The following is a 24,968-nucleotide window of genomic DNA, read 5'->3' on the forward strand; positions in this document are numbered from 1 at the left end:
GGTCCTATGGGGTAGGGCGGATTCGAACCGCCGTCAAAGCGTCCCAAACGCTCTAGGATGGACCAGGCTACCCTACTACCCCGTGCCATCATACCTGTGCCGGCAAGATAAAAATAGGTAGTGGATCAGTTCAGAGCGGCAGCGGCTTCTTCTTTCCATCGGAAACGACGGTGCCGGTATATTTTCCCTTGAGAATTGCATTCGAGAGGTTTTTTGGATCCCGGCCGTCAAGCACAACGAGCGGGATACCGCTCCGCTCCACAACCCGGGCAGCGACAATGTCCAGCACGTTGTTCGACCCGGCGCCGAGGCCCGTTCCCCCGACAATGTCCAGCAGCTGTTTGGGTGTTAAGAGTGCAAACCGCTTTGCATCCGGAACTTTTTTCGGGTCTGCCGAATAGATGCCGTCAACGGACGTTGCGTTGATGAAGACCGCTGCCCTGACCCGCTCGGCAAGGACTGCCGCTACAGCGTCGGTTGTCTGGCCGGGCGTGATCCCGCCCATAACAACGATCTTGCCGGACTCGGCAAACTTCTTTGCCTCCGAGTGGGTCTCGGCAACTTTCGGGTATGCATCCTCCCCGAGGGCAGAGATCAGGATGGTTGCATTCAGCCTTGTTATCAGGATGCCGATTTCATCCGAGGTCCCCTCATCGATACCCAGCTCGCGGGTGACGCTGATGTAGCGCCGGGCCTCGCCGCCGCCGCCAACAACGACAAAGAGCCGGTGGGACTTTGCGATCTTCTTCAGTACGGGAACGTATTCCTTGATGGTATGGTTCTCCAGCGTCGGGATCAGGATGGAACCGCCCAGCGAGATGACAACCGTTTTCATTGCATTAGTTTTTGTACCGGAGGCACATAGAGTTGTTCTATGTTCTACTGCCCAACGTGCAAAAGCCAGGAGATATTTCCGGTCGCTGGTGGGTATGTCGGCCAGATCTATCTCTGCAAGGACTGCGGGTATCGCGGATCGTTTGTGCTTGAGATCGATTCCCCCGATACGCTCCGCGAGATGGAACAGGACCTAAAAGAGCACCCGAAATCGTCCAAACATTGATCCGGTAGTGCGTAAGTCCGGATTTTTTTATACTACCTTTTTATTGGATGTTGTTGTCACAACTTCTCTATGTTCAGCGCCCGTCATCGTAACCCCCCTCGGGACGGTATGGTCATCAGAACATTGGCAGATGCTAAGCAATGTCCGCACCTGACGAACTGTGATACACAAATTACCATTACTTGTGGTACATACCGGCATGAGGGTGGATCCAATCCCTGAACCGGATTTTCATCCGAAAAAACGGACCGTATTTTTATTTTTTAACTATCCGGAATGTGTTATTTAAGAAACGGGAACGCAGCCGGTTCTCCGTTACTCTCCGGAACCGGATTTCCAAAAAAAACGCCGGAGAGCCGAGCCCTCACCGCACTTTTCCCGGCCCGCTGAACCGGTACGCTCCCTGCGGGACCGACATCTCGAACCGTGCTCCTTTCTGCGGTTCGCCGGATTCCCGGATCGTTATGCCCGTTATGCCCAGAATATCCCGCACAAGGAAGAGGCCAAGGCCGGTATTATGGCCAAACCCCCGCTCGAAGATCCGTTCTTTGTTCTCCCGGGGTACTCCCGGGCCGTCATCCTCCGCATAGAGGATGAGATCTCCTCCATCCCTTGTGTACCGGAGGGTGAATGTTGTCATGCCGCCGGCATACCGGATCGCATTGTCGAGAAAGTTGTAAATAACCCTCTGGAAGAGGTGGTCTGCGAGGATCTCAAGGCCCCCGGTCTCATCCACCACCCGGAAACCCGAACAGTCAAGCTGCCGCCCGGCTCCTGCCAGCGCTTCGCCCACATTCTGCCACGAGGGGGCAGCAACACCGAGATCCTGGTATTCCTGGGTGAAATCGATCAGGGTCCGGATCCCTTCTGCGGATTCATGAATTCCGTTAAGATATTCCGCCCCGCTGCTCTCTCTTGGGGTCTCTGCTGCCAGTTCGAGATTGATGAAGAGCGCAGTCAGCTTGTTCTTCACATCGTGCCGGATGATCCCGGAAAGGAGGTTGAGCTTATGGTTGGCTTTCTGGAATGCAGTCTCGGCGTTCTTCCGCTCCGTCACATCCCGGAACGACAGGAGATGTCCCCCCTCGTACTCCCCTTCAGAGGGTATGGTGACGGTCCTGACCTCATAGGTGCGGGACAGATCCCCGGGAGGGAGCCGGATCTCGTTCCTGTCCGTTCCGGAAGATTCATCCGCTTGGAAAAAACGTTCAAGCCCGGGAGCGACTTCGGCCAGTTTTCGGCCAACCCCCTCATCTTCCGTCATCCCGAGCAGAGCTGAACCGGCCGGGTTGATGAGCGTTATCCTTCCCGAAGCATTGGTTGCAACAACCCCGTCCTTCATCGTTTTTACGGCAAGGGAATTTGTCAGCGGCTGCAGGGAAAAGAGCCTGAAATTGAGCGTGGCTATGATGAGCAGGAATCCCGAGATAACGAATGTCACCGGGGTCCAGTCAAACCCCGCTTCGGGATCGAGTTCGAGATAGTAGAGGAAGGTTGCAATGAGCGGAATGATGCCCGCCGCAAGGACGAGCGAGATCTGGTTCCGGAACAGCGTGCCTACGGTCCTGTAACGGATAACAAAGAGGATAAAGGCAGCAAGGATCAGGACAAAGGAGTAGGACGCATTGATCCAGAAGAGGGGGCCCTGGGTAAACGTCCAGATAAGGGAATTTCTCGGCCCCTCAACAACAGAAAAACCGGTATAATAGAGGTGGTGCAGGTCATTGGTGGCAACGAGGCAGACCGTGAGGACCGGCACCACGAAGAGGAGGGACAAGAAGAGATTGGAAGGCCGGTAATCCTGCTCGGTATACCAGAGTGCAAACAGAAGGTAGGCAACCGGGATGGTGACGATTGCAGGGTAGGCAAGAGCATCCATGGATAATGCCATGGCAAGATTTGTATTTGCCAGCGATACCGCTGACGCTGCAAGCCAGATCGTGGCCGCAACAAAGAGGACAAGAACCGGGACAATCCCGGGAGTCTTGCGGCGTTTCCAGGCAAAGAGCGAGAACGACCCGAGAAGTATTGCCGCGATCACGAGGATGAGCGAGAGCGGGGAATACTGCCAGCTCATTCTCTGTCCTGCCATGCCCGCCAGGGAACCATGGTATTACATTTGCCGGTGACGGGGAAAAAAGGTATTGCCGGACCCATATCTTCATGTAACGGGAGAGCAATCCACGATCAGGAGATCCCCATGCACGAGGCACGCCAGTACAGGAAATCGGAGAAGGATACCGTGACCTGTTCACTCTGCAGCCACCGCTGCGTGATTCCTTCGGGAAAACATGGGATCTGCGGGGTCCGCGCAAACGAGAATGGAATCCTGTATGCAACAACGTACGGGAAGATCAGTGCCGAAGCGGTCGACCCCGTTGAGAAGAAGCCACTGTACCATTTCCTGCCGGGCACACGCACGTACTCTCTTGGGAGCATCGGGTGCAACTTCCATTGCCGGCATTGCCAGAACTGGCATATCTCCCGGGCAAAGCGGGATGAGACGTTTCTCGGTAATCTCTCTCCGGCGGACGGGGTGAAAAGAGCACAGGAAAGCGGCAGCGCGAGCATCTCGTGGACGTACAACGAACCTACGATCTGGCACGAGTACACGCTCGACATGGGAACCCTCGCACGGGCAGCCGGCCTTGGCACCGTTTACGTAACGAACGGTTATATTACCGAAGAAGCCCTGCGGGAACTCGCACCTATGCTCTCTGCCTTCCGCGTGGACCTCAAGGCGTTCACGGAGGATTTTTACCGGAATGTCTGCGGGGCGCACCTCCAGCCGGTGCTCGATTCGGCCGTCCTTGCCCGGGAACTGGGTATGCATGTCGAGACCGTCACGCTCGTGATCCCGGGCCTCAACGACAGCGTCGAAGAGCAGACCTCCCTGATACGCTGGGTGATCGAGCACCTGGGCCCCGAAACCCCGATGCACTTCTCGGCGTTCCACCCGGATTACCGGATGACCGATCGCGGGAGAACGCCTGTTGCAGCACTTGAAAAGATTTACCGGGTGGCAAAAGAGCTCGGCCTCCGCTTCCCGTATATCGGCAATGTTGCCCACCACCAGTACGAGAACACGTTCTGCCCGTCCTGCGGGGCTTCCCTCATCGAGCGGCTGGGTTTCTCCAGCCGGATCGTGGGGCTTGACGGGCAGCAGTGCACACATTGTGGAGAGAAGATCGAGATTATTCTGCATGTCCCCTGATCCCGCCAGAACACGCTTCCTCGCGGACCGTATGCTCGGTACCCTTACGAGATACCTCCGGTTCATGGGCTACGATACCACGAGCGCAAACGGCCTCGCGCCGGGGAACCGGAAAGAGGACACGGTGCTGCTTGACTTATCCCTCCAGGAGAACCGGATTCTGCTCACCGGCGATGCCGAGCTTGCCCGTCGCGGGAAAGAGCGGGCAGTATACATCCGCAGCGGGGATATTTCGGTGCAGATTCAGCATCTCATCGATCACGGGTTTGTGGAGTCCCGTCTTGATCTCAGCCGGTGTTCACTCTGCAATACCGTGCTCCGCATTGCAACGGATGACGAGATCGGCAGATCCGGTTATGCGCCTCAGGACCGGGAAGGGTTGTCGTTCACCTGGTGTGATCACTGCCGGAAATTGTACTGGAACGGGTCACACGGAGAGCATATCGCGGATATGCTTGAAAAAATAGCAAGAGGAAGGTAGCGCTCCTATGGAGAGGAACGGTTCCGCGCCGGGGAGGAGAGCGGTACGGGTTTGACCGGGTACTTTTTCTTACCCGGTTCTTTTTAAAAAACTCAATTTAGATCCTGAACCCAGATTACGCTACTGGAGAAGAACATATGAAAAACCAGCAGATTATCCGTTGGGGCGTGGATGTTGCCCTGGGCATAACATTCCTTCTGAGCCTGGTAACCGGCCTTACCAAGCTCACTGTACTGATGCGAGTGACGGGAATCGGGCAGATTGTCCTGCCGCTTGCGTGGATCTCCGATATCCACGATATGGCAGGTGTACTTCTCGCCAATCTCGTCTTCCTCCACCTGTACCTGAACCGGCAGTGGATCCTTGCCACAACCCGGCGGATCCTTGCAGGAACAATGGCAGACGAATGAATGCCGGTACCGCAGGAAAACGGGGGTTACCCAAACTGGCTCCGGTTCAGGTCACCGGTAGTGGAATAGCCCCGCGCTTCCCAGTAGCCACGGTACGTGGGATTATCCGAGAGCTCGATCTTCTCCACCCACCGGATCCACTTGTATCCCCACTTGTCCTCCGCCACCAGCTGGAACGGGAAGCCCCGCTCCGCCGGCATCGTCACATTGTTCATCCGGTATGCCAGCAGGATATCGCGGTCCTGGAAATAGGAGCGGGGAAATGAGGTTGTGTACCCGTCACGGGCAGTAAAGATCACTGTATCTGCGAGGGGGTCCGGCCCGGCATCTGCGAGAATATCCCGTACAAACACCCCTTCCCAGAGGATTGTTGCATCCCAGCCTTCCACGCAGTGGAGGGTGACGACCTTTGTATAATGCGGATATTTCGCCAGGATCTCATCGTATGTAAGAACCCGGGTCCGGTTGGCAAGACCGGTCACGGTCAGATGGTAAGTGGAAATATTGACCTGCTGGGGACCCCGTATGGAATTTTCCCGGAGATCATTCACTGACGAGAGGTCTGCTCCCTGGTACGACCGGATTTCCACGGCACCAAGGGAAGCCGGGCCACCTGGAGCGGAGCCGGTAGTGATTGAGGGAATCTGGAGGACCATGAAAAAAAATGCAATGGCTATCAGGAGAAGTACCAGGATAATGAAGCCGGTCCGGTAGTTCATGAAGGATGATAGGTACCGCAGCTTATCAAGACTGTGATGGAGGGAAAAATGAGTCAGATCTCTTCTACAAGCACTTTAAAGAAATCCTCGGAGGCGTTCCGCTCGGCCCACGGGCGGTGGCCGCATTTATCGAGGAGCACGAACCGGAAATCCTTGAGTTCCTTTGTCAGCGGCTCGTTCACGCCTTCCGCCGGGTGAGGATCCCAGTTGCCGTGGATTGCAACCACCGGGCATTTGATGGATTTTGCCATCTGGATGAGGATCTGCGTGCGCCGGAGTTCGGCTGCCTCGTCCCAGACTCCCCGGAATATATCGTACTGGCAATGGAATGCTTCGTCTTCAGAGTTCGTGGGATCAAAAGCATCGGCCCGGGCGAGCAGGCAGCCGAGCCGGGCCAGGATGGCATTCTTTTCTGTGGTTTCGGGATTGTCGAGCTTACCGATGAGCGCCTGGGCCTCGGCCTGGTCTTTCTGCTTGAGCCGGATGAGCCGGGTCCTGGTGATGGATGCTGCGTACTGGTCGTCAAATGGGGGACAGCTGACAAGGATCAGTTTTTTTACCAGCGCGGGATACCGGGCTGCCACAAACCACGAGAGAAAAGCTCCCCAGGAGAACCCGACAAGGGTTACCGGCACTTTGCCCTGCTCCAGAAGGATCGAGCGGAGTTCCTGGACCTGACCATCAAGCGTTGTTTCGGTCTGGAGCGGCTCGAGCACCCCCTGTACCGTTGACAGTTCCCGGGCAACCGGTGCAACTTCGCCGGGAGCACCCGGGCCCCCGTGGATGACTGCAACCGAATACGGTCCGCGCCCCCATTTCCGTACCGTGCTCATACAGTATTCCGGTTATCTTCAGAGTATTTATTATTCCGGGTGAGGGGGTTTTATGCCGGAGAGGCGGCACTTACGTTTTATTCCGCGCTTTTTTCATCAGCGCAAGCAGTCCCTCAAGGATCTGCAGGGGAGTCGGGGGATTTCCGGGAATTTTCAAGTCTACCGGAAAGATCCTGTCAGCCCCGCCAAGCACCGCGTAGGTCCCGGCAAAGATCCCGCCATCGCAGGCATCGTCGCCAACCGCAACGACAAACTTGGGTGACGGCATTGCATCGTAGGTTTTCCGCGCTGCAATCGCCATGTTGTGCGTCACGGCGCCGGTCACAACCAGCACGTCAGCGTGACGGGGCGAGGCAACGAACGTGATACCGAACCGCTCGACATCGTAATAGGGATTGTTGAGGTTGTTGATCTCGATCTCCGCGGCATTGTCGCTGCCGGTATCAAGTTCCCGTATCGCAAGGCTGCGCCCGAAAACGGCATCGATCTCGCGCCGGAGACCCAGCCCGGTAGCTTCAATCTCCTCGTTGCGTGCGGGAATATCGCGTGTCACTTTCTTTTTTAAGAAACAGGATAGTGCGTTTACCATTTCATCTCACCTCACAGGTCCGTTCCCGCGTAGGACAGGTTCAGGCTCTTGTTGATGACCGGGAAATCCGGTACTATGTTGCCCTGCACCGCGTGTTCAATGGCGAGCCAGTTGCAGAACGATGCCGTCCTCATCTTATACCGGTCTATCACTCCGTTGCGGACAAGAACCCAGCAAAGATTTTCGCCCCGGGCAGACTCGACAAGCGAGAGTGCATGCCCGTCCCGTACCACAAACTCCCCGGCAACCGGGCCCTCGGGCATTGAGGCGAGCAGCTGTTCGATGAGATCCATGGAATCGAAGATCTCGGACGCCTTGACCGTGAACCGGGACAAGACATCCCCGTCATTGAGGGGTTTTGGCTGGGGGACAAAACGGTCATAGATGCCATACGGGTGATCGGTCCGAACATCCCCTTTTCCCCCGGAAGCCCGGGCTGCGGGGCCGGTGATATTGAGCGGCTGGAGCAGGTTCTTTTTGATGACACCGGTTGAAGCAAACCGGTCGATGACGGACGTTGTCGAGAGGACGATCTTGAGGCCCACCCGGTACCGTTTCCGGAACACCTTTGCAAAGATCCCGAGATCCTGGAGTTGCTGTTTGCTGATATCGTGGGAGAGTCCGCCACAGCAGACCATTCCCCGGAGGAAGCGGGAGCCGGTCAGGTGGGCATTCATCCGGAACATGTCCTCCCGCAGGACCGAGAACTGGTTGGCACCCAGCGGGAATGCAATGTCGATAAGCATACCGGCCTGGTCCCCGAGATGGGAGCAGATCCGTTCCAGCTCAAGGAGGATAGTGCGCAGGTACCAGGCCCGGTCGGGGACTACTGTACGGGAGATCCGTTCAGCCGCCATGCAGAACGCGGTTGCATTGGCAACGGACTCATCCCCGCTCACGGCTTCGGCTATGCGCATGCAGTCCTGCGGGGATCGACCTTCCGCAAGCTTCTCGATGCCCCGGTGCTTGTAGAACATGCGGAGCTCGAGATTGAAGATGGTCTCTCCGATCACGCTGAACCGGAAATGCCCGGGCTCGATAATTCCCGCGTGCACCGGCCCGACCGGTACCTGGTACACCCCATCGCCGCTGACTTTCCGGAACGGATATTCCTCACTTGATTCAACAGCCAGTTTGGGCTGAATGGGCACGTTCCTGACGGATTTTTTCAGCGGGTGGAATCCCTCCGGATAGGTCTCGTGCAGGAAGAGGCGGCGATCATCGAAGGACCCGTCGAATTCCACGCCAAAACCGTCCCGGCATTCGCGCTCGAACCAGCAGGCCGAGGGAAACTCCCGCGCAATTGAAATGGCCCGGTCCTTAACGTTCCGGATAATTACAAGAACACTCGTCTTCCTCTCGAATACGTAGAAGAGCGAGAACCGTGAAGAGGCCACAAACCCTTCAACACAGAAGAGACCGGAAAGGACGCACTTTCCCGCGGAGAGGTACTGGACCAGGGTCTCGAACTCGTATCCTTCCTCCGTAAGATAATATTCCCCGCTGCACCCGCTCACGATCCGGCCGGGGTCGGTAATACAACCAACCATCTCCCGGACTGCTGCAAACCCGGCATCTGTACTATCGGTCATCAGAACCTCAGCTCCCCTAAGATCTGGTTAAAGAACGAGATCTCACCTGTAGTAAAGATGATCCCGAGGATAACGATAAGACAGAGGAGAATGACAATGGGCACCTTCATGCTGATCGGCGTGTGGTACTGCTCGATATCCGAAGAAGCCCCCGGTGGCGAAACCTGCGTAAAGGCAGTGATCACGAAGTAACCAAGGGCAACCGCTGCGATAAAGAGGAGGACGAGGACAACTGCAAGTACGATGGGAGAGACTGCACCCAGCCCGAGCAGGATGAACAGCTTCGAGAAGAAGATGGGAAATGGCGGCATCCCGACTATTGCCAGGCTGCCAAGGATGATGCCCCATGCGGCAAGAGGCTGGAGCCGGAAAACGTCCCGTATCTCATCGATGGCATTGCTCGATAAGTGGCTGCGGTACTGGCGGTGAAGGATACCTGCCGAAAAGAAGAGGGAGGCTTTCGTCAGGGAGTGTGCCATAACGTGGAAGAGCACCCAGAAGATCGCAAGGGGCGTGCAGACAGCAATGCCGATGAGCAGGAGGCCCATGTTCTCAACGCTCGAAAACGCGATGAGCTTCTTGAGGTTCTTCTGCGGGAGCATCGAGACCGCTGCAATTGCTATCGTAAGGACTCCAAAGAGCCCGATGAGCGGGGTGATTGTAGTAATCGCGGCGTTCTGGTGGGCGATCGCAACCATACGGAGAATCCCGTAGATCCCGACATTCAGGAGAACCCCGGACAGGATTGCGCTGACGGCTGACGGCGCCTTTGCATGGGCTTCGGGAAGCCAGGTATGGAACGGGAAGATACCGGATTTTGCCGCAAACCCGATAAAGATGAGAGCAGAGGCCGCAACCATCATCCCCGGGGGAAATGTGGCGGCATGCTGCATGAGTTCGGTCCAGTTCAGCGTCCCGGCCCCTGCCCCAAGGACCATGCGGGAGGTCTCGAAGAGGAAGATGAGGCCGACGAACGAGAAGAGCATGGCAACCGAGGCAACGAAGATGTACTTGATCGCGGCATCGATGTTCTCCCGGGCTGAAAGGGTGGCGATAAGGATGGCGGATGTGATCGTTGTCAGTTCGGCAAAGATCCAGAAGAGGGCCAGGTTGTCCGAGCAGAACGCAAGCACGATGATGAGAAGAAGGAGAGCCCATGCCGCGTAGAAGAGTTTCAGGCTTCCCTTCTCCAGTTCCCCGCTCTCGAGAAGGCCGGTCACATAGCCTCTCGCATAGATCGCAGCCAGGCTGAATATGACTGATGTTATCAGGATCTCAAAAACACCCAGGTGATCAATGAAGAAGAACTGGTTGCCGATCATAAACGAGGATACCGGTACTGCATTCAACAGGATGATGAAGACCGTTATGATGGTAAAAAGGATGGCCTGGACTGCGCAGACAAGGTTCATCCGGTTGGCGGTGTGGCTTATGGCAATGAGCAGGATGGCTGCAATGGTGCAGGCAATAAACGCTATCAGGATCATGGGCCCTCCTCCTCTTCCCAGAGGTGGAAGCGGTGGAGCCTCTTGTGATAATCCTCGAGCGTTGAGTCGATCCCGACCGTGAGGATCGTTGTGAGGAGCACGACGATTACCAGGTCGATGATGATCAAAAACTCAATGATGAAGGGGAGCTCCGTGACAAACAGTCCGAAGAGCAGGACGCCGTTCTCCATCGTGAGGTACCCGATCACTTTGGTGATCGCCCGTTTCCGCGAGAAGGTCACCATCATGCCCATGAGCATTAACGAGATGCCAAGGACTGCCCCGAAGAAGAGGAAGCTCTGGCGGGCCTGCGTCCCTGCAAGGATCTGCGAGAGCGCGATGTAGATGACGAGCATCAGCCCCATCGAGAGGAGGAGGGATGTTGTCGGGCCGATGAAATGGAATTCGATATCACGACGGATCCGTACCTTCTCCTGGATGGTTGCGATAAAGTACGGGATGAGGATGACCTTGCTTGCAAAGGTGATGACGGCAATGGCGAGCAGCACGGGGGCTCCCTCAAGCAGGTAGAGGACGAGGGCGATGAGCACCAGCGTTAAGGACTGGATGGCGTATACGGAGACGAGCGAGAGGAGGTTGCGGGTCGAGATGATGTAGGCCGCAGTGATGATCACGACGGCAAACAGGATCTTGATGACTGCCTGGGCAAGGGCCGTATCGATCATGCGAACACCTCGATGATGATGATCAGGGTCGAGAAGAAAAATGCCATGGCAAAGAGGCTCGGGAGCCGGAAGAACCGCATCTTTGCAGTCGAGGATTCAAAGAGCCCGATGATCCCGGCAAGAATGCTGCCCTTGACAACGAAGAGGACTGCTGCAAAGGCGAGGCCGGCAAGGGTGAACGTTGTCATGAGACCGAACGGCACAACGAGGTTGATGAGGAGGGCCATCAGGAGTGTCAGCTTGATTGCCGATGCGAGTTCCATGAGGGCCAGGTTCCTGCCGGACTGTTCGAGGATCATCCCCTCGTGGATCATGGTCAGTTCGAGATGGGTCTCCGGGTTGTCAACCGGGATGCGGGAGGTTTCTACAATGAGAATGATAAAGAGCGAGATCCCGATGAGGATGAGGACCGGGGTGGATAATGTCCCGGCAGCTGCCGAAGAGGAGAACATGTCGAATATGTTGAGCGACTTGAAGACGAAGACCAGCGCAGCAAAGACGATGATGGTTGTCGGTTCGATGATGGCGGAGATGCTCATCTCCCGGGAGCTGCCCATCCCGCCAAAGGCACTGCCGGCGTCGAGGCCGGCAAGGGCCATGAAGAATTTGGCAAGGGCGAGCAGGTAGAGGAAGAGGATGATGTTCCCGATACCCCCGGCCGCTTCCGGAACAAAGACGAGCGGGACGAAGAGGGCTGCAACAAGGAGGGCTGCCATGGTGACGATGGGCGTGACCCGCATGATCCTTGAAGAGTTGGGGGAGTAGATGACCTCTTTTTTCAGGAGTTTTGCGAGCGTACAGTACGTCTGGAAGACGGACGGGCCGCTTCTCCCCTGGGTTCTGGCTTTCACTTTTTTTATCAGGCTCACGAAGAGCGGGGCTACGGCAAGGACAATGAGTGTATTGAGGATGAGATAGAGAACAAACATACCGTTCATGCAAACCACCCGAGGTAGACGATGATGGCTATCACCGCAAAGAAGACATAGAGCAGGTACGTGTCAAGGCACCCGTTCTGGACCCGCGATACCGCAGTTGCGGCCTTCAGCGAAGCCCGGGATATCGGGAGATAGAGATACTCCTCGAAGAGTTTGAGGAGCCGGATCTCGGCGGTCCCCTCTTTAAAGAGGGTGTTTTTGTCGTCGAAGAATGTGCGCTCATTCTTCATCCGGGTCCGGTAGATTGATGAGAAGATGATGTCAATGGGCTCCGAGAACCCGTGACCGCTGTATTCTGTTGATGGCTGCTGGGAAAGTGTCCCGCAGCCCCAGGTCTCGCTCACCCGGACTTCCCTTGACGCCGTGAAATACAATACGATCCAGGTCAGTCCTCCCATGACGAGGAGGAGAAGACCTATCACGAGCATATCCGGCTCAGGGACGGTTAAACCCACGAGCTGGAAGATCTGCAGGGCAAAGATCCCAAGGAAGATACACCCGGCGGCAAGGATTGCGGGTCCGAGCAGCATCAAAAACGGCACTTCCTTTGCTCTCGCGCTCTCTTCCGATCGCGGCATGGCGAGGAAGATTGACCCGAATGCCTTGACAAAACAGGCTGCGGAGAGTGCACTCGTCAGAGCAAAAAGGGAGAGGCAGATGAACATGACCACCTTGAGCAGGGGATCGACCGCCGATACTGACGAGAAGAACGAGATGAAGATTAGGATTTCGCTTGCAAACCCGTTTAAGGGGGGGAGAGCCGCGATTGCAACGGCGCCGATAAAGAAGAGGGCCGAGGTCCAGGGCATGACATGGGAGAGCCCCCCCATGTGTTCGATATCCCGTGTGTGCGTTGCATGGACCACGGAACCGGAGGTAAGGAACAGGAGGCTCTTGAAGAGCGCATGGTTGAGCGCATGGAAGAGCGCCCCGAGAAGGCTTATTGTGGCCAGGACCGGCAGGTTGACTGCGGTCAGGATTACCGAGAGGCCGATCCCGATGAAGATGATCCCGATGTTCTCGATACTGCTGTAGGCAAGCATCGCTTTGATGTCATGTTCCTTGAGGGCGTAGATGATGCCAAGGACCGCAGATGCAGTACCTGCTGCGAGGATGAGGAGGCCCCACCAGAGATCAGGTGTGAAAACATCGAGCAGGAAACGGATGAGACCGTATACCGCGATTTTGAGCATCACACCTGACATCAGGGCCGAGATCGGCGACGGGCTTGCCGGGTGGGCATAGGGGAGCCACTTGTGGAACGGGATGATGCCGGCTTTGATGGAAAAACCAAGGAACAGGCAGACAAACGCAGCCGGAATAAGGGGGGAGGCAGGTGACTGCGCAAGGGAAAATGCAAACGAACCGGTCCCGGTATAGAGTATGATAACACCGAGAAGCACGAAGAGCGTCGAGAGCTGGGTCATCACAAAGTAAAAGATGCCCGCCTTCCGCGTCTCGGGTGAGGTATACTCGTACATGACGAGAAGGAAGGAGCTCGCCGCCATCAGTTCCCAGAAGAAGAGGAACGAGAGGGTGTTGGACGATGTAACAACCAGCACCATGGAGAGGATGAAGAGGTTGGCGCAGCCGCAGAGCAGGTTCCTGCGCAACCCCCCTTCAAGGTGTTCGACATATTCTCCTGAATAAACCGCCACGCAAAGGGAAACGACTGCGATGATGAGAAGGAAAAACGCTGCAAGGCGATCGATCACAAATGCAATGGAGAAGAATTCGAATGGCTGGTACGCGGTCCAGGAAAAGCCCTGGGTGGTGATGAGGACAATCAGCGAGAGGACGATGAGCACCGCGGACGATGCTATCGTGCAGAGGAGTGCCAAGGTCCGGACGAGCCTGCGGTCCTTACCGGCGGCAATGGGAATGACGGTCCCGAGCAGGAGGAGGAGAACCGCGAGGATAAACAGTTCAGTTTCCATTTAATTCACTCTCCCGGTATCCACAACGGGGAACCTGTCCGTACAGGGAAAACCGCCATCAGGCAGCACCGGGTGGGACGTTCCAATAAAAAAAACCTGAAAATGTTTGCAGAATGACATTGGGATCATCGGAGATGTTAATTTAACACGGTTATTTTTCCAGCCATATATATTAATGTGACCACAGGAACCGGAAAACGTGAAATTATTTTTATTTTTTTCCTCCAATGAAGCGCCGCCGCTTATTTTGGATAAAAAAAATCTGATAGATCATTCTCTTGCAGAATTGCAGTAAAATTTTGGAGTATTTGCAGATCTGCGCGCCCGGGCGTACACCTGCACGGAAACTGCAAAACGATCGCTGGAGCGAAAACCAATGAGTGTTCTTCCGGAAAACGCCCGCTGATTCCAAACGCCCGCGGGGGGATACCCGCAGGGTGGAAAAGATACCGGAGGCGTGGAAAAAATTTTCAAAAACGATATGAACGGTGAATCCTGGCAAAAAAGAGGAATACCTGATTTTTTCCAAGGAAAAAAATTACAGTTCTTTCTCGATCTCGGCTTTTATCCGGTCAAGGGTGATCCGCCCGATTTTTGTCACCCGTCCGTTCACGAGCACCATGGGAATCGGGGGAAAGTCCCGCTCAATGATCGTGCGGATATACTCAGGTGCACCGTCGTCAACAAGGGTCAGTTTGAGATCAACGCGGTCACCATATGTTTCATGAAGAACGCTCTTTAGTTCGCGGAATGCATCAACAAGTTTTCCCGAATACAGACATCCGGAGAGCCCGCAGGTGCGGTTCTCATCACAGGGAAAAGGGGAACATTCCGAGATTTTGAGGCCGACAACTTCGATATGGACGGTACCTGCCATACCAGTAAAATGGAACCGGCCAATATTTGAGTATTCGTTATTGGACCGCGCCAAAAAAAAAGATTGTTAAGCGAACCGCTCGAACCTGTCCTTTTTTACTTTGCAGATCGGGCAGATCTCCGGGGGATGCTCGCGGGCACAGAGATAACCACAGACTTTGCAGCGCCAGACCGGGAGAGAGAATCCTGTTGCCGGTGTTGCAGAAACGGTTTTGAGAATACCTGTCTTTTTCCGGTCCGAGCGGGGAGGGCGGCGCTCGGGAACCGGTGCTGCCTGGTTTGCCCCAAGGGAGATGGCATCGCTGACATAGAGAGCACAATAGCAGGCACCATATGCATCGAGATCCGGATCCCGGTAATCGCAGGGGCAGATGATATCGAGATCCTCCTCTTTTTTACCGGTGGCAAGACGACAGGGGCATGCCCGGTACCCGTACCGCTGCTCGTTTTTTAAGAGGCCGCGGACAAGGTTTTTGGTAAATTCCGGGTCCGGATTGAGGCGATACCCTCCCCCCTCTGCTTCTTTTTTGAGGATCAGATATATCCGTTCAACATCGCTGTCACTTATACCGGGGATGTTCATGCACCAAGAGCCTCCCGGATCTCCTGTTCGCGGAACCCGACAATCGCACGTTTGTCACCAATCACCAGCGTAGGAAAAGAACCGCTCGGGTTCCATCTCTCGACAGCATTCATCGCATCGTCCTGCTCGCTGCCCTCCAGCAGGTCAACGTACACAAAGCTGAATTCAATGCCGATCTGCCGCAGCAGATCTTTGGTCTTGCCGCACCATCCGCAGGTGGAGAGCGCGTACAGCATGACATTTCCCTTGTTCTTCCCGCTCACATGTTCGATTGCCATTTTTTGACCCTCCTCACAATGAAAGGAGATTGCGGCAGATACTATAAATAACCGGGGATCGTGAGAACGGGGTCCGTAAAAGAGAAGTGAGGAAAAATTCCGTCACTTGTTCTTCATGATGATCTCGACGTCCTCAAGGAGGGCCTGGAGATCTTCTTCGTGCTCCACTTCCTGCGAGAGGATGGTGAGAAGCATATTGTACGTTACCGGGTCCTTATCCCGGGTCTTTTTCATGAGGGCATTGTACGTCTTGATCGCACACTGTTCGCCCTTGATATTCTGTTCAAGGATTTTCACGATGAACGGATCGTCCGGCGCCTCGTATCCGCAGTTGGTCAGTTTGAACCACTGCTGGGGATTGGTAACCGGTGTACCTCCCAGCTGGATAATCCGTGTAGTCAGAAGGGTGGCATGTGCCAGTTCCTCGGTTGCATGGAGCGTCAGTTCGGCAATGACTGCTTCCTTGTTTGGCCCCTTGACAACCTTCGATCCAATCCAGTACTGGTAGTAGGCAAGCCACTCGTCGGAATATGCCTTGTTGAGCAGGTTCACGAGGTCCTTGACATCAGTATCAACAATCTTTCTGCCTAATGTTCCCATGGTAAACACCGTCAATAGCAATTACTGACTGTTGAATATCAACTCTTCACCTTTTTATGCATATCCGAACGGGCACCCGGATGCAGGAAGCCGGATTCCGGCGAAAACCACAAAGGCTACCGGACCGGCACCTGCATTATCGTTAATAACTATTCCAGCGCATTGACTATGATAAAATTATGAAGGCTGTTCTGGGTCTTGAAGACGGTCAATACGTCGTTGGGGAGGGATTTGGTGTCGAAGGGGAATGTGCCGGGGAACTCGTATTCAATACACAGATGACCGGCTACATGGAATCCCTGACGGATCCGAGTTATTATGGCCAGATCCTGATGTTCACTTTTCCGCTGATCGGGAACTATGGTGTCGATTTGCAGAATTTCCAGAACAAAAAAATTTGCGCCCTTGGATGTATAACAAAAGAGATCTGCGAGAAACCCGCCGCCCAGCCGTCCATCAGATCCTATTTTGAAGAGAACAACCTTCTTGGCATCACCGGTGTTGACACCCGGGCCCTGACCATCAAACTGCGGGTCCACGGTACGATGAGGGCAGCCCTCGTGGTCGGGAGTGACGACGGGGAAGCTGCAGTAAAACTCGCGCGGAGGACTCCTGCCATCTCCGATATCGTTCCCATCCCGGAAGTTTCCTGCAGAGAACCGTACCACATTCCGGGAAGCGGAAAACGGATTGCCGTCATCGACCTCGGCATCAAGAAGAACATGATAACAAGCCTCCAAAAGCGCGGAGGCGACCTCTTCGTCTTCCCCCACAACACCTCCGCAGACCAGGTTCTTGCCTGTAAACCCGATGCCCTCTTCGTCAGCAACGGTCCCGGAGATCCCAAACAGGCCACCCACGCAATCGCGTGCGTCCGGGAACTGCTCGGCCAGATGCCGATCTTTGGCATCTGCATGGGCAACCAGGTCTCTGCCCTTGCACTGGGTGGCAACACCTACAAGCTCAAGTTCGGGCACCGGGGCGCAAACCAGCCGGTCCGGTTCAAGGACGGCAGGATCTTTATCACCACCCAGAACCACGGTTTTGCCGTGGACGCCGAATCCCTGCCGGAAGGCTCAAAGGTCACTTACACCAACGTCAACGACGGGACTGTGGAAGGTTTCGAGAACGAGAAACTCTGTCTCACAACCGTCCAGTTCCATCCGGAAGCCCACGGGGGGCCGCGCGATACGGAAGCGCATTTCTTCGACGCCCTTTTCAGGAGGATCGCATAACATGCCCAGGCGGACAGATATCAAATCGGTTCTCATCATAGGATCCGGGCCTATCCAGATCGGCCAGGCAGCTGAGTTTGATTTTTCAGGATCACAGGCCTGCAGATCGCTCCGGGAGGAAGGGATCAAAGTCATCCTCGTCAATTCCAACCCGGCAACGATCATGACCGACCCTGAGATGGCAGAGGTCATCTACATCGAGCCGCTCAGGGCCGAGATCATTGCCAAGATCATTGAGAAGGAGAAGCCTGACGGTATCCTCTCCGGAATGGGTGGCCAGACCGGGCTCAACCTTACCGCGGAGCTTGCCGAGATGGGCGCCCTTAAGGGTGTGGAGATCCTCGGAACTCCGCTCGACGCCATTTACAAGGGAGAAGATCGCCAGAAGTTCCGCGACCTGATGGTGGAGATCGGTGAGCCGGTCCCCAAGAGTATAGTTCTCAATTCCCTCAACCAGGTGGATGATGCAATAAAGGAGATCGGTCTTCCTGCTGTAGTCCGCCCTGCATATACTCTCGGGGGAGCCGGTGGCGGGATCGGGAAGACCCGCGAGGAACTGATCCGGATCATCGAGCTGGGCCTTTCCCGCTCGCGTATCCACCAGGTACTCATCGAAGAGAGCGTCATGGGGTGGAAGGAGATCGAGTTCGAGGTGATGCGCGACTCTGCCGATACCTGCATCATAGTCTGCGGCATGGAGAATGTCGACCCCATGGGGATCCACACCGGAGAGAGCGTGGTCGTTGCCCCGATCCTCACCCTCCGTGACGATGAGTTCCAGATGATGCGCAGTGCAGCGATCCACATCATCCGCTCGCTGGATGTCCAGGGCGGCTGCAATGTCCAGTTCGCGTTCCTGAACGGGGATTACCGCGTCATAGAAGTGAATCCCCGGGTCTCCCGCTCGTCGGCCCTCGCTTCGAAAGCCACCGGGTATCCCATTGCACGGGTGGCCGCCAAGATCGCCATCGGCCTGCGCCTCGACGAGATCACGAACACGGTGACCGGTTGCACCCCTGCCTCCTTCGAACCCACCATCGACTACATCGTTGTCAAGGTCCCCCGCTGGCCGTTTGACAAGTTCAAGGGAGCTGATCGGACCCTCTCGACCTCCATGAAGAGCACGGGAGAGGTCATGTCAATCGGGAGGACGCTCGAAGAGGCCTTCATGAAGGCCAAACGGTCCCTGGACACGGATGTCCGGACGCACACGAGCCCAAGCGAGATCCGGATGATCCTCTCCCGGCCAACGGACGAGCGCTTCCACTGCCTGTTCGATGCGTTCCGGCTCGGTTTTACCCTTGACGAGATCACGAATCTCACCTCCATAACGCCATTCTTCCTCGAGAAGATAAAAAATATCGTGGAGATGGAAAAAGCGCTCGCGCTCCGGTGCGATGCAACGACTGTACCGGCCGCGAAAAAACAGGGTTTCTCGAATGCAGAGATCGAGAAACTGAGCGGCAAATCCCGGGAAGAGATCGAGAGCCTTGCGGGTCTGCCCTCCTACAAGATGGTTGACACCTGTGCTGCGGAATTCCCGGCAAGCACCCCGTATTTCTACTCAACCTATGAGCCGGCCTGCGAGATCGTGCCAAGCGACCGGCAGAAAGTGCTCATCCTCGGTTCAGGTCCCATACGGATCGGCCAGGGAATAGAGTTCGACTACTGCACGGTCCATGCGGTCCAGGCGTTAAGGGAAGAGGGAGTTGAAGTCCATATCGTCAACAACAACCCCGAGACGGTCTCAACCGATTTCGACACCTCCGACCGGCTCTTCTTTGAGCCCATGCAGCTCGAGGACGTGGCAAATATCCTCCGCAAGGATCGGTATTGTGGTGTAATGGTCCAGTTCGGCGGCCAGAACGCGGTCAACCTTGCCGTTCCCATTGAGAAAGAGATTAAGCGTCTTGGTCTCCCCACACGGATCCTCGGGACGAGCCCGGATGCCATGGATATTGCTGAGGACCGGGATCGCTTCAGCATGCTCTTAAAAAAGCTCGCAATTCCCAGCCCGGCCAACAGCTCGGCCTATTCCGAAGGTGAGGCAAAGGCAATGGCTGACGCGATCGGGTACCCGGTGCTTGTGCGCCCCTCGTACGTGCTTGGCGGCAGGGCAATGGAGATCGTCCACGATGAGCGCGAGCTTGAGACCTACATGAAAGAGGCAGTCCGCGTCAGCAAAAACCACCCGGTGCTCATCGACTCCTATCTCCAGAACGCAGTTGAGCTTGATGTCGATGCGGTCTGTGATGGCGAAGAGGTACTGATCGGCGGCATCATGGAGCATATCGAACAGGCAGGCATCCATTCAGGGGATTCAGCCTGCGTGATTCCCACCCAGTCACTCTCCCCAGAAGTTATTGTAAAAGTGCGGGAATACACAAGAAAGATTGCACTCGGGCTTGGCGTGGTCGGGCTGGTCAACCTCCAGCTGGCAGTCAAGGACAATGTGGTTTACGTTCTCGAAGCAAACCCGAGAGCAAGCCGGACCGTCCCCTTTGTCTCAAAAGCCACGGGGCTCCCCATAGCGAAGATAGCTGCGAAAGTGATGGTGGGACGGAAACTCAAGGATCTCGGATATCACGAGCGCGAGTTCAGGCACATTGCTGTCAAGGAAGTGCTCCTCCCGTTCAACAAACTGGCAGGAGTTGATACCATGCTGGGGCCCGAGATGAAGAGTACCGGAGAAGTGATGGGCATTGACTACGACTTCGGTCTGGCCTTCTACAAAGCCTGCCTGTCTGCCGATAATGAGCTGCCCACCAAAGGCAATATTTTCATATCGGTGAACATAGAGCAGAAAGCAGAGGTAATACCGATTGCACGACAGCTGCGGGATCTCGGGCTTACGCTCTACGGGACCGAGGGGACGGTTGACTACCTGTATGAGGCAGGAGTTGAGGCAAACCTTATCCGCAAAGTCCAGGAAGGCTCACCGAATGTTCTCGACATGATGCGCCACGGGGAGATACGGCTCATCATCAATACCCCGCAGGACAAGCAGTCACGGCACGATCACTACCAGATCATGCGTGCGGCAGTAGACTATGGTATTCCCTATATTACCACCCTGCAGGCAGCGCGGGCGGCGGCGCTTGCGATCGATGCCATCAAACACGAGAAAGTTACCCTTGAGCCAATCGGCCATTACCTGAAGTAGCACCGGCGTAAGATTCAGGATTTTCCTTTTTCTGGATTATTCAATTGGATTCCACGTACTGCACCAAAGGTTTACGGATCCTGTCAATGAACTCACAATAATTGAATATCCTTATATACCGAAATAACAAAAAAAGATGCATGAAGAAATTACTTGTTGTTCTTGCGATCCTGTTTATCGGGATTCTGCTTGCGGGATGCACATCCCAGCCGGCAGCACCAGTAGCCACCCCGACACCCACCCCGGTTGTAACCGCTGTCCCGACAACTGTTGCACCCACCCCGACGCCCACCAAGGTTGTCGTCATCGTTGTTGAGAACAAGACAACCCCCGTGAAAACCACCGCAACCCCGACAAAGGCACCGGTCTACACCATCACCTTCACGCAGGATCTGACAATTGTTCCGGGCACTTCAGCAACCATTCCGGTTGGCAGCCAGGTAACCTGGGTAAATGCAGACCCCTACAAGCCCCACTCAGTTATGGCCACTGATGATACCGATGGTGCATGGTTTGGCGGACAGACCACGGCAGAGATCCCCGTCGGGAAGTCCTTCACGGTTACGTTCCCCAACAAGGGGACATTTGAATACACCACCGGTCCATTCCAGCCCCAGACAACTGGAATTATCACCGTCAGTTAAAAAAATACTCGTTCAGGATCAAAAAAGCCTGAACAACCTTTTTTGTTCTTGGGATCTCATTCCAGGGAATTGTTATCGCTTTTGAGTAGTTGTTGACACATCCTCCGGCAACTGGCCCTTACATTATAAGGGAAAAACGTCAAAACACTATATCACGATTAGTAAATAAGGAGTATCCATCATGGGAAAAGGTACGATTGTTCTTGCATATTCCGGAGGCCTTGACACCTCCATCTGCATCCCCCTGTTAAAAGAACGATATGACTATGACCGTGTCGTCACCGTTGCGGTCAATGTCGGCCAGCGCGATGAGGAGATCGAGGTTGCGACAAAGAAAGGCGAAAAACTCGCAGACAAGCATTACACGATCGATGTCCGGGAGAAGTTTGTCAGCAACCATATCTTCCCTGCGATCCGGGCCAACGGGTCCTACGAGGGCTACCCCATGGGCACCTCCCTTGCCCGGCCCCTGATTGCTGAAGAGGTAGTCAGGATCGCAAAGAAGGAGAAGGCAAAGGCAATCGGTCACGGCTGTACCGGCAAAGGCAATGACCAGCTCCGGTTCGATTTCATCATCCGCAGCGCCGGCCTCGAAGTGGTAGCTCCCATACGGGAACTCAATCTCACCCGGGACTGGGAGATCGATTACGCAAAGAAGCACAAGATACCCGTGCCGGTCAAGAAGGACAAGCCCTGGAGCATGGACGAGAACTGCTGGAGCCGGAGTATCGAGGGAGGAAACCTTGAAGATCCGGCGTACTATCCGCCGGAAGAGATCTTCCTCTGGACCGTCTCTCCTACAAAAGCGCCAAACAAGCCGGAAAAAATAACACTCGGTTTCGAGGCAGGGATCCCGGTATCCCTCAATGGCAAGAAACTCGGTGGATATGATCTCATCCAGAAGCTCAATACCCTTGCCGGGGGCCACGGGATCGGGCGCAACGATATGATCGAGGACCGGATTCTCGGTCTCAAGGCCCGGGAGAACTACGAGCACCCGGCAGCAACTGTCATCCTGACCGCCCACCGCGACCTTGAGAGCCTGACTCTCACCCGGTCGGAACTGGCCTTCAAGCGGATGGTTGATGACAAGTGGTCGGAACTGGCCTACAAGGGCCTTGTCTACGAACCGCTCTATGCCGCTCTGAATGCATTCATCAACACCACCCAGGAGCGGGTGAATGGCAGTGTGGATCTCGAACTCTACAAGGGCAGTGTCCGCGTCCTCGGCAGGAGCTCGCCGGATGCAATCTATTCAAACGACCTTGTCTCCTTTGAAAGTGCCACGATCGACCAGTGCCACGCCATCGGGGTATCGCAGTATTTCGGCATCCAGGCCCGTCTTGTCCGGCAGATGCAGCAGAAAAAGAAGAAATAATTTTTTTAGGGTAATGTACTATTCCAGCCCCTTAAATCCAGGAAGGATTTACGGAGTGAAAAAAGGTAAAAAATACATGCCTGAAATTTAATGCAAAAAAGGAATTTCGTTTCGGAGCGGAAATACTGACGCTCCAGAGGCTTCGCCCCGCCGCTATGGCGCCCCGGTTGCGATAGTGCTGTATTACCTGAATCGGGATTTTTGGTAATACCGGGGAATCGCATGCGCCCCCGCCCCCAAGGGGCAGGGCTGGCGCAAAAGGGGGGGGGTTATTGTAAAAGATAGATGTCAGGGGCTGGATTGGCACTTTACCCTTTTTTTTATCTACCCGCCCACCGGGAAATCCTCCGGATCATCAACCAGAACCGGGCCGGATCTTCAACCGGGCTTTGCGAATGACCTTATGGGTGCTTTATCCCCGCGGGGAAGACCTGCATAAAAACAGAAACTTATAAGGATTGACAATCAAGATTCGGATACTATGTGCGCCAGTTTTTTTTCCCGGTTCATAAAACAAAAACCGCATATTGTGGAGTGCCCGCCTCCCCCCTCTATTTCCCACGGTGCCGGTATGCAGATTCCGGAATACAAGAACAAACCGTACTTTATCGTAGCCTCCGTTGAGATGGGAAACACCACCACGAAATGCATCCTTACCGGCGTGAGTCTTGAGACCGGCATGTCGTATGTCATCCACAAGACGGTGAGCATGAGCCGGGATATCCGGCCCCCGAAACCCGGCGAAACGATCTTTGGCGCAACACTGGACGGCACGGAACTCACAAGGGAAGCGGTTACCGAGCTTGTCCGGGATACCCTGATCCAGTGCCACGAGGAGGCACATCTCGATATCCAGAAAGACCTCGACTTTGTTGTCCGGAGTACGGGCGTTGTCGCGGAGATGGAGTCCCCGGACCAGGTGGGGGATTTTGTCATCGCCCTTGCAAACGGGTGCCTCAATGCAGGTGTTCCGCCCCGGAAGATGACGCCTCCCATGTCGAAAGCCAACCTCCCCGAGAAACTCCAGCAGTTCAGTTTTGCCGACAAGGTGGTCTTTGTCGGGGCGGTTGCAGGTGTTCTTCCCCCGGTCGGATCCACCGGGGTCGAGATGGTGGCAAACGAAATGGAAGGGGAACTCGCAATGGCAGGGATCAAGGAGGGCGCCAAGTGGACACCGGTGGATTTCCGGAACCCCTGCATCTCGGTCGACTTCGGGACAACCCTTGACGGGAGGATCACGAGCGATGTTGACCCGGCTAACCCGAACCCGTTTGCAAAGACCGTGGGGAACTTCTGCGGGCTTGCCGGTGCCATTCCCGATGCGATTGTCCGGGGAACGGGACTTGTCCAGTCAAGAACGGGAACCGCTCTCGACATCTTTGGCGAACACAGCACCTCCGGTGGCCTGTTCTCCAGGGGCAGCCACAGGGTAGTCGAGGAGTACGTAAACCGCTGCCATGAGCATATCGATATCCGGAACGTCCCCCCCGAACGCGACCGCTTCGGCAGGGTGCCGGTCAATGCCAAGCTGGCAGAGGAGTCCGGCATTGCCATGATCGGCTGCGACTGCGGCACGAACAGCAGCGACATGGACAAACTGCTTGCAATCGGGGCTGAGATCCACAAGAACCACGGCCTCTCGACATTGAACGAAGTGATCGACCGGGTCTGCGCCCGGATGGCCCTCCGGCTTATCGATGTTGCCGTTGAGAAGAATCTTGTCCCCCGGAATGCCTCGATCGGGTTCACCGGGAGAGCAGCCATCTCCGGCAGGAAACCGGATTATATCCTCGAAGGGATCATAGAGCGCAACCTCTTCGACGATCCCGTGGACCACCTTGTTTTTGTCGACGACGGTCTTGCGCGGGGAGCCTCCCTTATGGGGAGGTGTATGAACTCGCTTGGAAAGCCCAAGAACCCTATCGGGGGGGTGCGGGGCGGACGATGTATTATGAGCCAGCGGATAAAGATAGGTAAATAGCAACAATACAGGACTGTAAAACCATGACCGACGACGAAAAACTCTACGATATCCTGATCCCCCCCGGGGTTCCCCAGAAGATCATCTTTGCCATAACCGAGAAGTACGATGTGAAAGTCGTGGAACGGATGGAGAAGATCAAGTTCGCGAACATGGAAGGCGACGAGCGGGAACTCCTGGCATTCCGGGGAAAGCTGGACGTGATCCAGAACGTTGAGAAAGATATGCTCGAGCAGCTCAGAGCATTTGTTGAAGAAAAATAAATTTTTAATTATTTGTTTTTT

At 55.3% G+C, this 24,968-nt stretch carries 24 protein-coding genes and 1 tRNA gene; 10 read left to right on the forward strand and 15 right to left on the reverse strand.

The annotated features are described in order from the left end of the window. Window positions 1-7: 7 nt before the first annotated feature. Window positions 8-82: transfer RNA gene (locus WC598_RS01910), tRNA-Pro, on the reverse strand. A 48-nt stretch (window positions 83-130) separates the two neighbouring features. Continuing rightward, complete coding sequence (gene pyrH / locus WC598_RS01915; RefSeq protein ID WP_372959776.1) at window positions 131-835, reverse strand: UMP kinase; 705 nt, start codon at window positions 833-835, stop codon at window positions 131-133. Window positions 836-874: 39 nt separating this feature from the next. On the opposite strand from pyrH, the gene WC598_RS01920 reads away from it, so the two are divergent. Further along, entirely contained in the window at window positions 875-1,060 is a 186-nt protein-coding gene (locus WC598_RS01920; RefSeq protein ID WP_372959777.1) for a hypothetical protein, read from the forward strand. Window positions 1,061-1,424: 364 nt separating this feature from the next. Here WC598_RS01920 and WC598_RS01925 read toward each other — a convergent pair whose 3' ends face one another. Then, window positions 1,425-3,152, reverse strand: a complete 1,728-nt coding sequence (locus WC598_RS01925) for a histidine kinase N-terminal 7TM domain-containing protein (protein ID WP_372959778.1) — start codon at window positions 3,150-3,152, stop codon at window positions 1,425-1,427. Window positions 3,153-3,260: 108 nt separating this feature from the next. Here WC598_RS01925 and amrS point away from each other — a divergent pair, with 108 nt between their 5' ends. The 3 genes from amrS (at window position 3,261) to WC598_RS01940 (ending at window position 5,165) form a co-directional block, all read left to right on the forward strand. Next, window positions 3,261-4,274, forward strand: a complete 1,014-nt coding sequence (gene amrS / locus WC598_RS01930) for an AmmeMemoRadiSam system radical SAM enzyme (protein WP_372959779.1) — start codon at window positions 3,261-3,263, stop codon at window positions 4,272-4,274. After that, complete coding sequence (locus WC598_RS01935; RefSeq protein WP_372959780.1) at window positions 4,264-4,755, forward strand: Mut7-C RNAse domain-containing protein; 492 nt, start codon at window positions 4,264-4,266, stop codon at window positions 4,753-4,755. The genes amrS and WC598_RS01935 overlap by 11 nt, the downstream gene beginning before the upstream one ends. A 137-nt stretch (window positions 4,756-4,892) precedes the next feature. Beyond that, window positions 4,893-5,165, forward strand: a complete 273-nt coding sequence (locus tag WC598_RS01940) for a hypothetical protein (RefSeq protein ID WP_372959781.1) — start codon at window positions 4,893-4,895, stop codon at window positions 5,163-5,165. A 26-nt stretch (window positions 5,166-5,191) separates the two neighbouring features. Here the strand turns inward: WC598_RS01940 and WC598_RS01945 are convergent, their stop codons facing one another. The 12 genes from WC598_RS01945 to WC598_RS02000 form a co-directional block, all read right to left on the reverse strand. Beyond that, on the reverse strand, window positions 5,192-5,884 hold the full coding sequence (locus WC598_RS01945; RefSeq protein WP_372959782.1) for a molybdopterin-dependent oxidoreductase: 693 nt from the start codon (window positions 5,882-5,884) through the stop codon (window positions 5,192-5,194). A gap of 53 nt (window positions 5,885-5,937) precedes the next feature. Beyond that, entirely contained in the window at window positions 5,938-6,717 is a 780-nt protein-coding gene (locus tag WC598_RS01950; RefSeq protein WP_372959783.1) for an alpha/beta fold hydrolase, read from the reverse strand. Window positions 6,718-6,787: 70 nt separating this feature from the next. Continuing rightward, window positions 6,788-7,306, reverse strand: coding sequence for an NADH-quinone oxidoreductase subunit B family protein (locus WC598_RS01955; RefSeq protein ID WP_372959784.1), 519 nt, complete (start codon window positions 7,304-7,306; stop codon window positions 6,788-6,790). A gap of 11 nt (window positions 7,307-7,317) precedes the next feature. After that, complete coding sequence (locus WC598_RS01960; protein WP_372959785.1) at window positions 7,318-8,898, reverse strand: NADH-quinone oxidoreductase subunit C; 1,581 nt, start codon at window positions 8,896-8,898, stop codon at window positions 7,318-7,320. After that, on the reverse strand, window positions 8,898-10,385 hold the full coding sequence (locus WC598_RS01965; RefSeq protein ID WP_372959786.1) for a proton-conducting transporter membrane subunit: 1,488 nt from the start codon (window positions 10,383-10,385) through the stop codon (window positions 8,898-8,900). The genes WC598_RS01960 and WC598_RS01965 overlap by 1 nt, the downstream gene beginning before the upstream one ends. Further along, window positions 10,382-11,071: a hydrogenase subunit gene (locus WC598_RS01970; RefSeq protein ID WP_372959787.1), complete on the reverse strand. Its 690-nt coding sequence runs from the start codon at window positions 11,069-11,071 to the stop codon at window positions 10,382-10,384. Before WC598_RS01970 ends, WC598_RS01965 begins: the two co-directional genes overlap by 4 nt. Next, window positions 11,068-12,009, reverse strand: coding sequence for a respiratory chain complex I subunit 1 family protein (locus WC598_RS01975; protein WP_372959788.1), 942 nt, complete (start codon window positions 12,007-12,009; stop codon window positions 11,068-11,070). The genes WC598_RS01970 and WC598_RS01975 overlap by 4 nt, the downstream gene beginning before the upstream one ends. Continuing rightward, the gene (locus WC598_RS01980; RefSeq protein WP_372959789.1) at window positions 12,006-13,946 is read right to left on the reverse strand and encodes a proton-conducting transporter membrane subunit; all 1,941 of its coding nucleotides are present in this window, start codon (window positions 13,944-13,946) and stop codon (window positions 12,006-12,008) included. Before WC598_RS01980 ends, WC598_RS01975 begins: the two co-directional genes overlap by 4 nt. A gap of 538 nt (window positions 13,947-14,484) precedes the next feature. Further along, window positions 14,485-14,823, reverse strand: a complete 339-nt coding sequence (locus WC598_RS01985; protein WP_372959790.1) for a hypothetical protein — start codon at window positions 14,821-14,823, stop codon at window positions 14,485-14,487. Between the two features lie 66 nt (window positions 14,824-14,889). Continuing rightward, window positions 14,890-15,405 carry a ferredoxin-thioredoxin reductase catalytic domain-containing protein gene (locus WC598_RS01990; RefSeq protein WP_372959791.1) on the reverse strand — a complete coding sequence of 172 codons (516 nt, stop codon included), beginning with the start codon at window positions 15,403-15,405 and terminating at the stop codon, window positions 14,890-14,892. Beyond that, on the reverse strand, window positions 15,402-15,683 hold the full coding sequence (locus tag WC598_RS01995; protein WP_372959792.1) for a glutaredoxin family protein: 282 nt from the start codon (window positions 15,681-15,683) through the stop codon (window positions 15,402-15,404). Before WC598_RS01995 ends, WC598_RS01990 begins: the two co-directional genes overlap by 4 nt. A 102-nt stretch (window positions 15,684-15,785) precedes the next feature. After that, window positions 15,786-16,283 carry a ferritin-like domain-containing protein gene (locus WC598_RS02000; RefSeq protein ID WP_372959793.1) on the reverse strand — a complete coding sequence of 166 codons (498 nt, stop codon included), beginning with the start codon at window positions 16,281-16,283 and terminating at the stop codon, window positions 15,786-15,788. A 179-nt stretch (window positions 16,284-16,462) separates the two neighbouring features. Between WC598_RS02000 and carA the strand changes: the two genes are divergently transcribed. From carA to WC598_RS02030, 6 genes are all read left to right on the forward strand, one after another. Further along, a complete protein-coding gene (gene carA / locus WC598_RS02005) occupies window positions 16,463-17,518 on the forward strand; it encodes a glutamine-hydrolyzing carbamoyl-phosphate synthase small subunit (protein ID WP_372959794.1) in 1,056 nt (351 codons plus the stop codon). A gap of 1 nt (window position 17,519) precedes the next feature. Beyond that, on the forward strand, window positions 17,520-20,681 hold the full coding sequence (gene carB, locus WC598_RS02010) for a carbamoyl-phosphate synthase large subunit (protein ID WP_372959795.1): 3,162 nt from the start codon (window positions 17,520-17,522) through the stop codon (window positions 20,679-20,681). 140 nt (window positions 20,682-20,821) lie between these two features. After that, window positions 20,822-21,325, forward strand: a complete 504-nt coding sequence (locus tag WC598_RS02015) for a hypothetical protein (RefSeq protein ID WP_372959796.1) — start codon at window positions 20,822-20,824, stop codon at window positions 21,323-21,325. A gap of 181 nt (window positions 21,326-21,506) precedes the next feature. Then, a complete protein-coding gene (locus WC598_RS02020) occupies window positions 21,507-22,703 on the forward strand; it encodes an argininosuccinate synthase (RefSeq protein WP_372959797.1) in 1,197 nt (398 codons plus the stop codon). Window positions 22,704-23,184: 481 nt separating this feature from the next. Beyond that, window positions 23,185-24,684 carry a methanogenesis marker 14 protein gene (locus tag WC598_RS02025; RefSeq protein WP_372959798.1) on the forward strand — a complete coding sequence of 500 codons (1,500 nt, stop codon included), beginning with the start codon at window positions 23,185-23,187 and terminating at the stop codon, window positions 24,682-24,684. A gap of 23 nt (window positions 24,685-24,707) precedes the next feature. Next, window positions 24,708-24,947 (forward strand): hypothetical protein, encoded by a 240-nt coding sequence (locus WC598_RS02030; RefSeq protein WP_372959799.1) that lies wholly within the window; start codon window positions 24,708-24,710, stop codon window positions 24,945-24,947. Window positions 24,948-24,968: the final 21 nt, after the last annotated feature.

The organism is Methanoregula sp., assembly GCF_041645475.1.
Lineage (GTDB): Archaea > Halobacteriota > Methanomicrobia > Methanomicrobiales > Methanospirillaceae > Methanoregula.

What these genes read in the sequence shown, in the direction of transcription:
- WC598_RS01990 (WP_372959791.1), bottom strand. Translation starts at nt 15,405, where the DNA reads ATGAACATCCCCGGTATAAGTGACAGCGATGTTGAACGGATATATCTG.
- WC598_RS02030 (WP_372959799.1), top strand. Translation starts at nt 24,708, where the DNA reads ATGACCGACGACGAAAAACTCTACGATATCCTGATCCCCCCCGGGGTT.
- WC598_RS02020 (WP_372959797.1), top strand. Translation starts at nt 21,507, where the DNA reads ATGGGAAAAGGTACGATTGTTCTTGCATATTCCGGAGGCCTTGACACC.
- WC598_RS02015 (WP_372959796.1), top strand. Translation starts at nt 20,822, where the DNA reads ATGAAGAAATTACTTGTTGTTCTTGCGATCCTGTTTATCGGGATTCTG.
- WC598_RS01970 (WP_372959787.1), bottom strand. Translation starts at nt 11,071, where the DNA reads ATGATCGATACGGCCCTTGCCCAGGCAGTCATCAAGATCCTGTTTGCC.
- WC598_RS01985 (WP_372959790.1), bottom strand. Translation starts at nt 14,823, where the DNA reads ATGGCAGGTACCGTCCATATCGAAGTTGTCGGCCTCAAAATCTCGGAA.
- carA (WP_372959794.1), top strand. Translation starts at nt 16,463, where the DNA reads ATGAAGGCTGTTCTGGGTCTTGAAGACGGTCAATACGTCGTTGGGGAG.
- carB (WP_372959795.1), top strand. Translation starts at nt 17,520, where the DNA reads ATGCCCAGGCGGACAGATATCAAATCGGTTCTCATCATAGGATCCGGG.
- WC598_RS02025 (WP_372959798.1), top strand. Translation starts at nt 23,185, where the DNA reads ATGTGCGCCAGTTTTTTTTCCCGGTTCATAAAACAAAAACCGCATATT.
- WC598_RS01975 (WP_372959788.1), bottom strand. Translation starts at nt 12,009, where the DNA reads ATGAACGGTATGTTTGTTCTCTATCTCATCCTCAATACACTCATTGTC.
- WC598_RS01965 (WP_372959786.1), bottom strand. Translation starts at nt 10,385, where the DNA reads ATGATCCTGATAGCGTTTATTGCCTGCACCATTGCAGCCATCCTGCTC.
- WC598_RS01920 (WP_372959777.1), top strand. Translation starts at nt 875, where the DNA reads ATGTTCTACTGCCCAACGTGCAAAAGCCAGGAGATATTTCCGGTCGCT.
- WC598_RS01940 (WP_372959781.1), top strand. Translation starts at nt 4,893, where the DNA reads ATGAAAAACCAGCAGATTATCCGTTGGGGCGTGGATGTTGCCCTGGGC.
- WC598_RS01995 (WP_372959792.1), bottom strand. Translation starts at nt 15,683, where the DNA reads ATGGCAATCGAACATGTGAGCGGGAAGAACAAGGGAAATGTCATGCTG.
- WC598_RS01980 (WP_372959789.1), bottom strand. Translation starts at nt 13,946, where the DNA reads ATGGAAACTGAACTGTTTATCCTCGCGGTTCTCCTCCTCCTGCTCGGG.
- pyrH (WP_372959776.1), bottom strand. Translation starts at nt 835, where the DNA reads ATGAAAACGGTTGTCATCTCGCTGGGCGGTTCCATCCTGATCCCGACG.
- WC598_RS01925 (WP_372959778.1), bottom strand. Translation starts at nt 3,152, where the DNA reads ATGGCAGGACAGAGAATGAGCTGGCAGTATTCCCCGCTCTCGCTCATC.
- WC598_RS02000 (WP_372959793.1), bottom strand. Translation starts at nt 16,283, where the DNA reads ATGGGAACATTAGGCAGAAAGATTGTTGATACTGATGTCAAGGACCTC.
- WC598_RS01950 (WP_372959783.1), bottom strand. Translation starts at nt 6,717, where the DNA reads ATGAGCACGGTACGGAAATGGGGGCGCGGACCGTATTCGGTTGCAGTC.
- WC598_RS01960 (WP_372959785.1), bottom strand. Translation starts at nt 8,898, where the DNA reads ATGACCGATAGTACAGATGCCGGGTTTGCAGCAGTCCGGGAGATGGTT.
- WC598_RS01955 (WP_372959784.1), bottom strand. Translation starts at nt 7,306, where the DNA reads ATGGTAAACGCACTATCCTGTTTCTTAAAAAAGAAAGTGACACGCGAT.
- amrS (WP_372959779.1), top strand. Translation starts at nt 3,261, where the DNA reads ATGCACGAGGCACGCCAGTACAGGAAATCGGAGAAGGATACCGTGACC.
- WC598_RS01945 (WP_372959782.1), bottom strand. Translation starts at nt 5,884, where the DNA reads ATGAACTACCGGACCGGCTTCATTATCCTGGTACTTCTCCTGATAGCC.
- WC598_RS01935 (WP_372959780.1), top strand. Translation starts at nt 4,264, where the DNA reads ATGTCCCCTGATCCCGCCAGAACACGCTTCCTCGCGGACCGTATGCTC.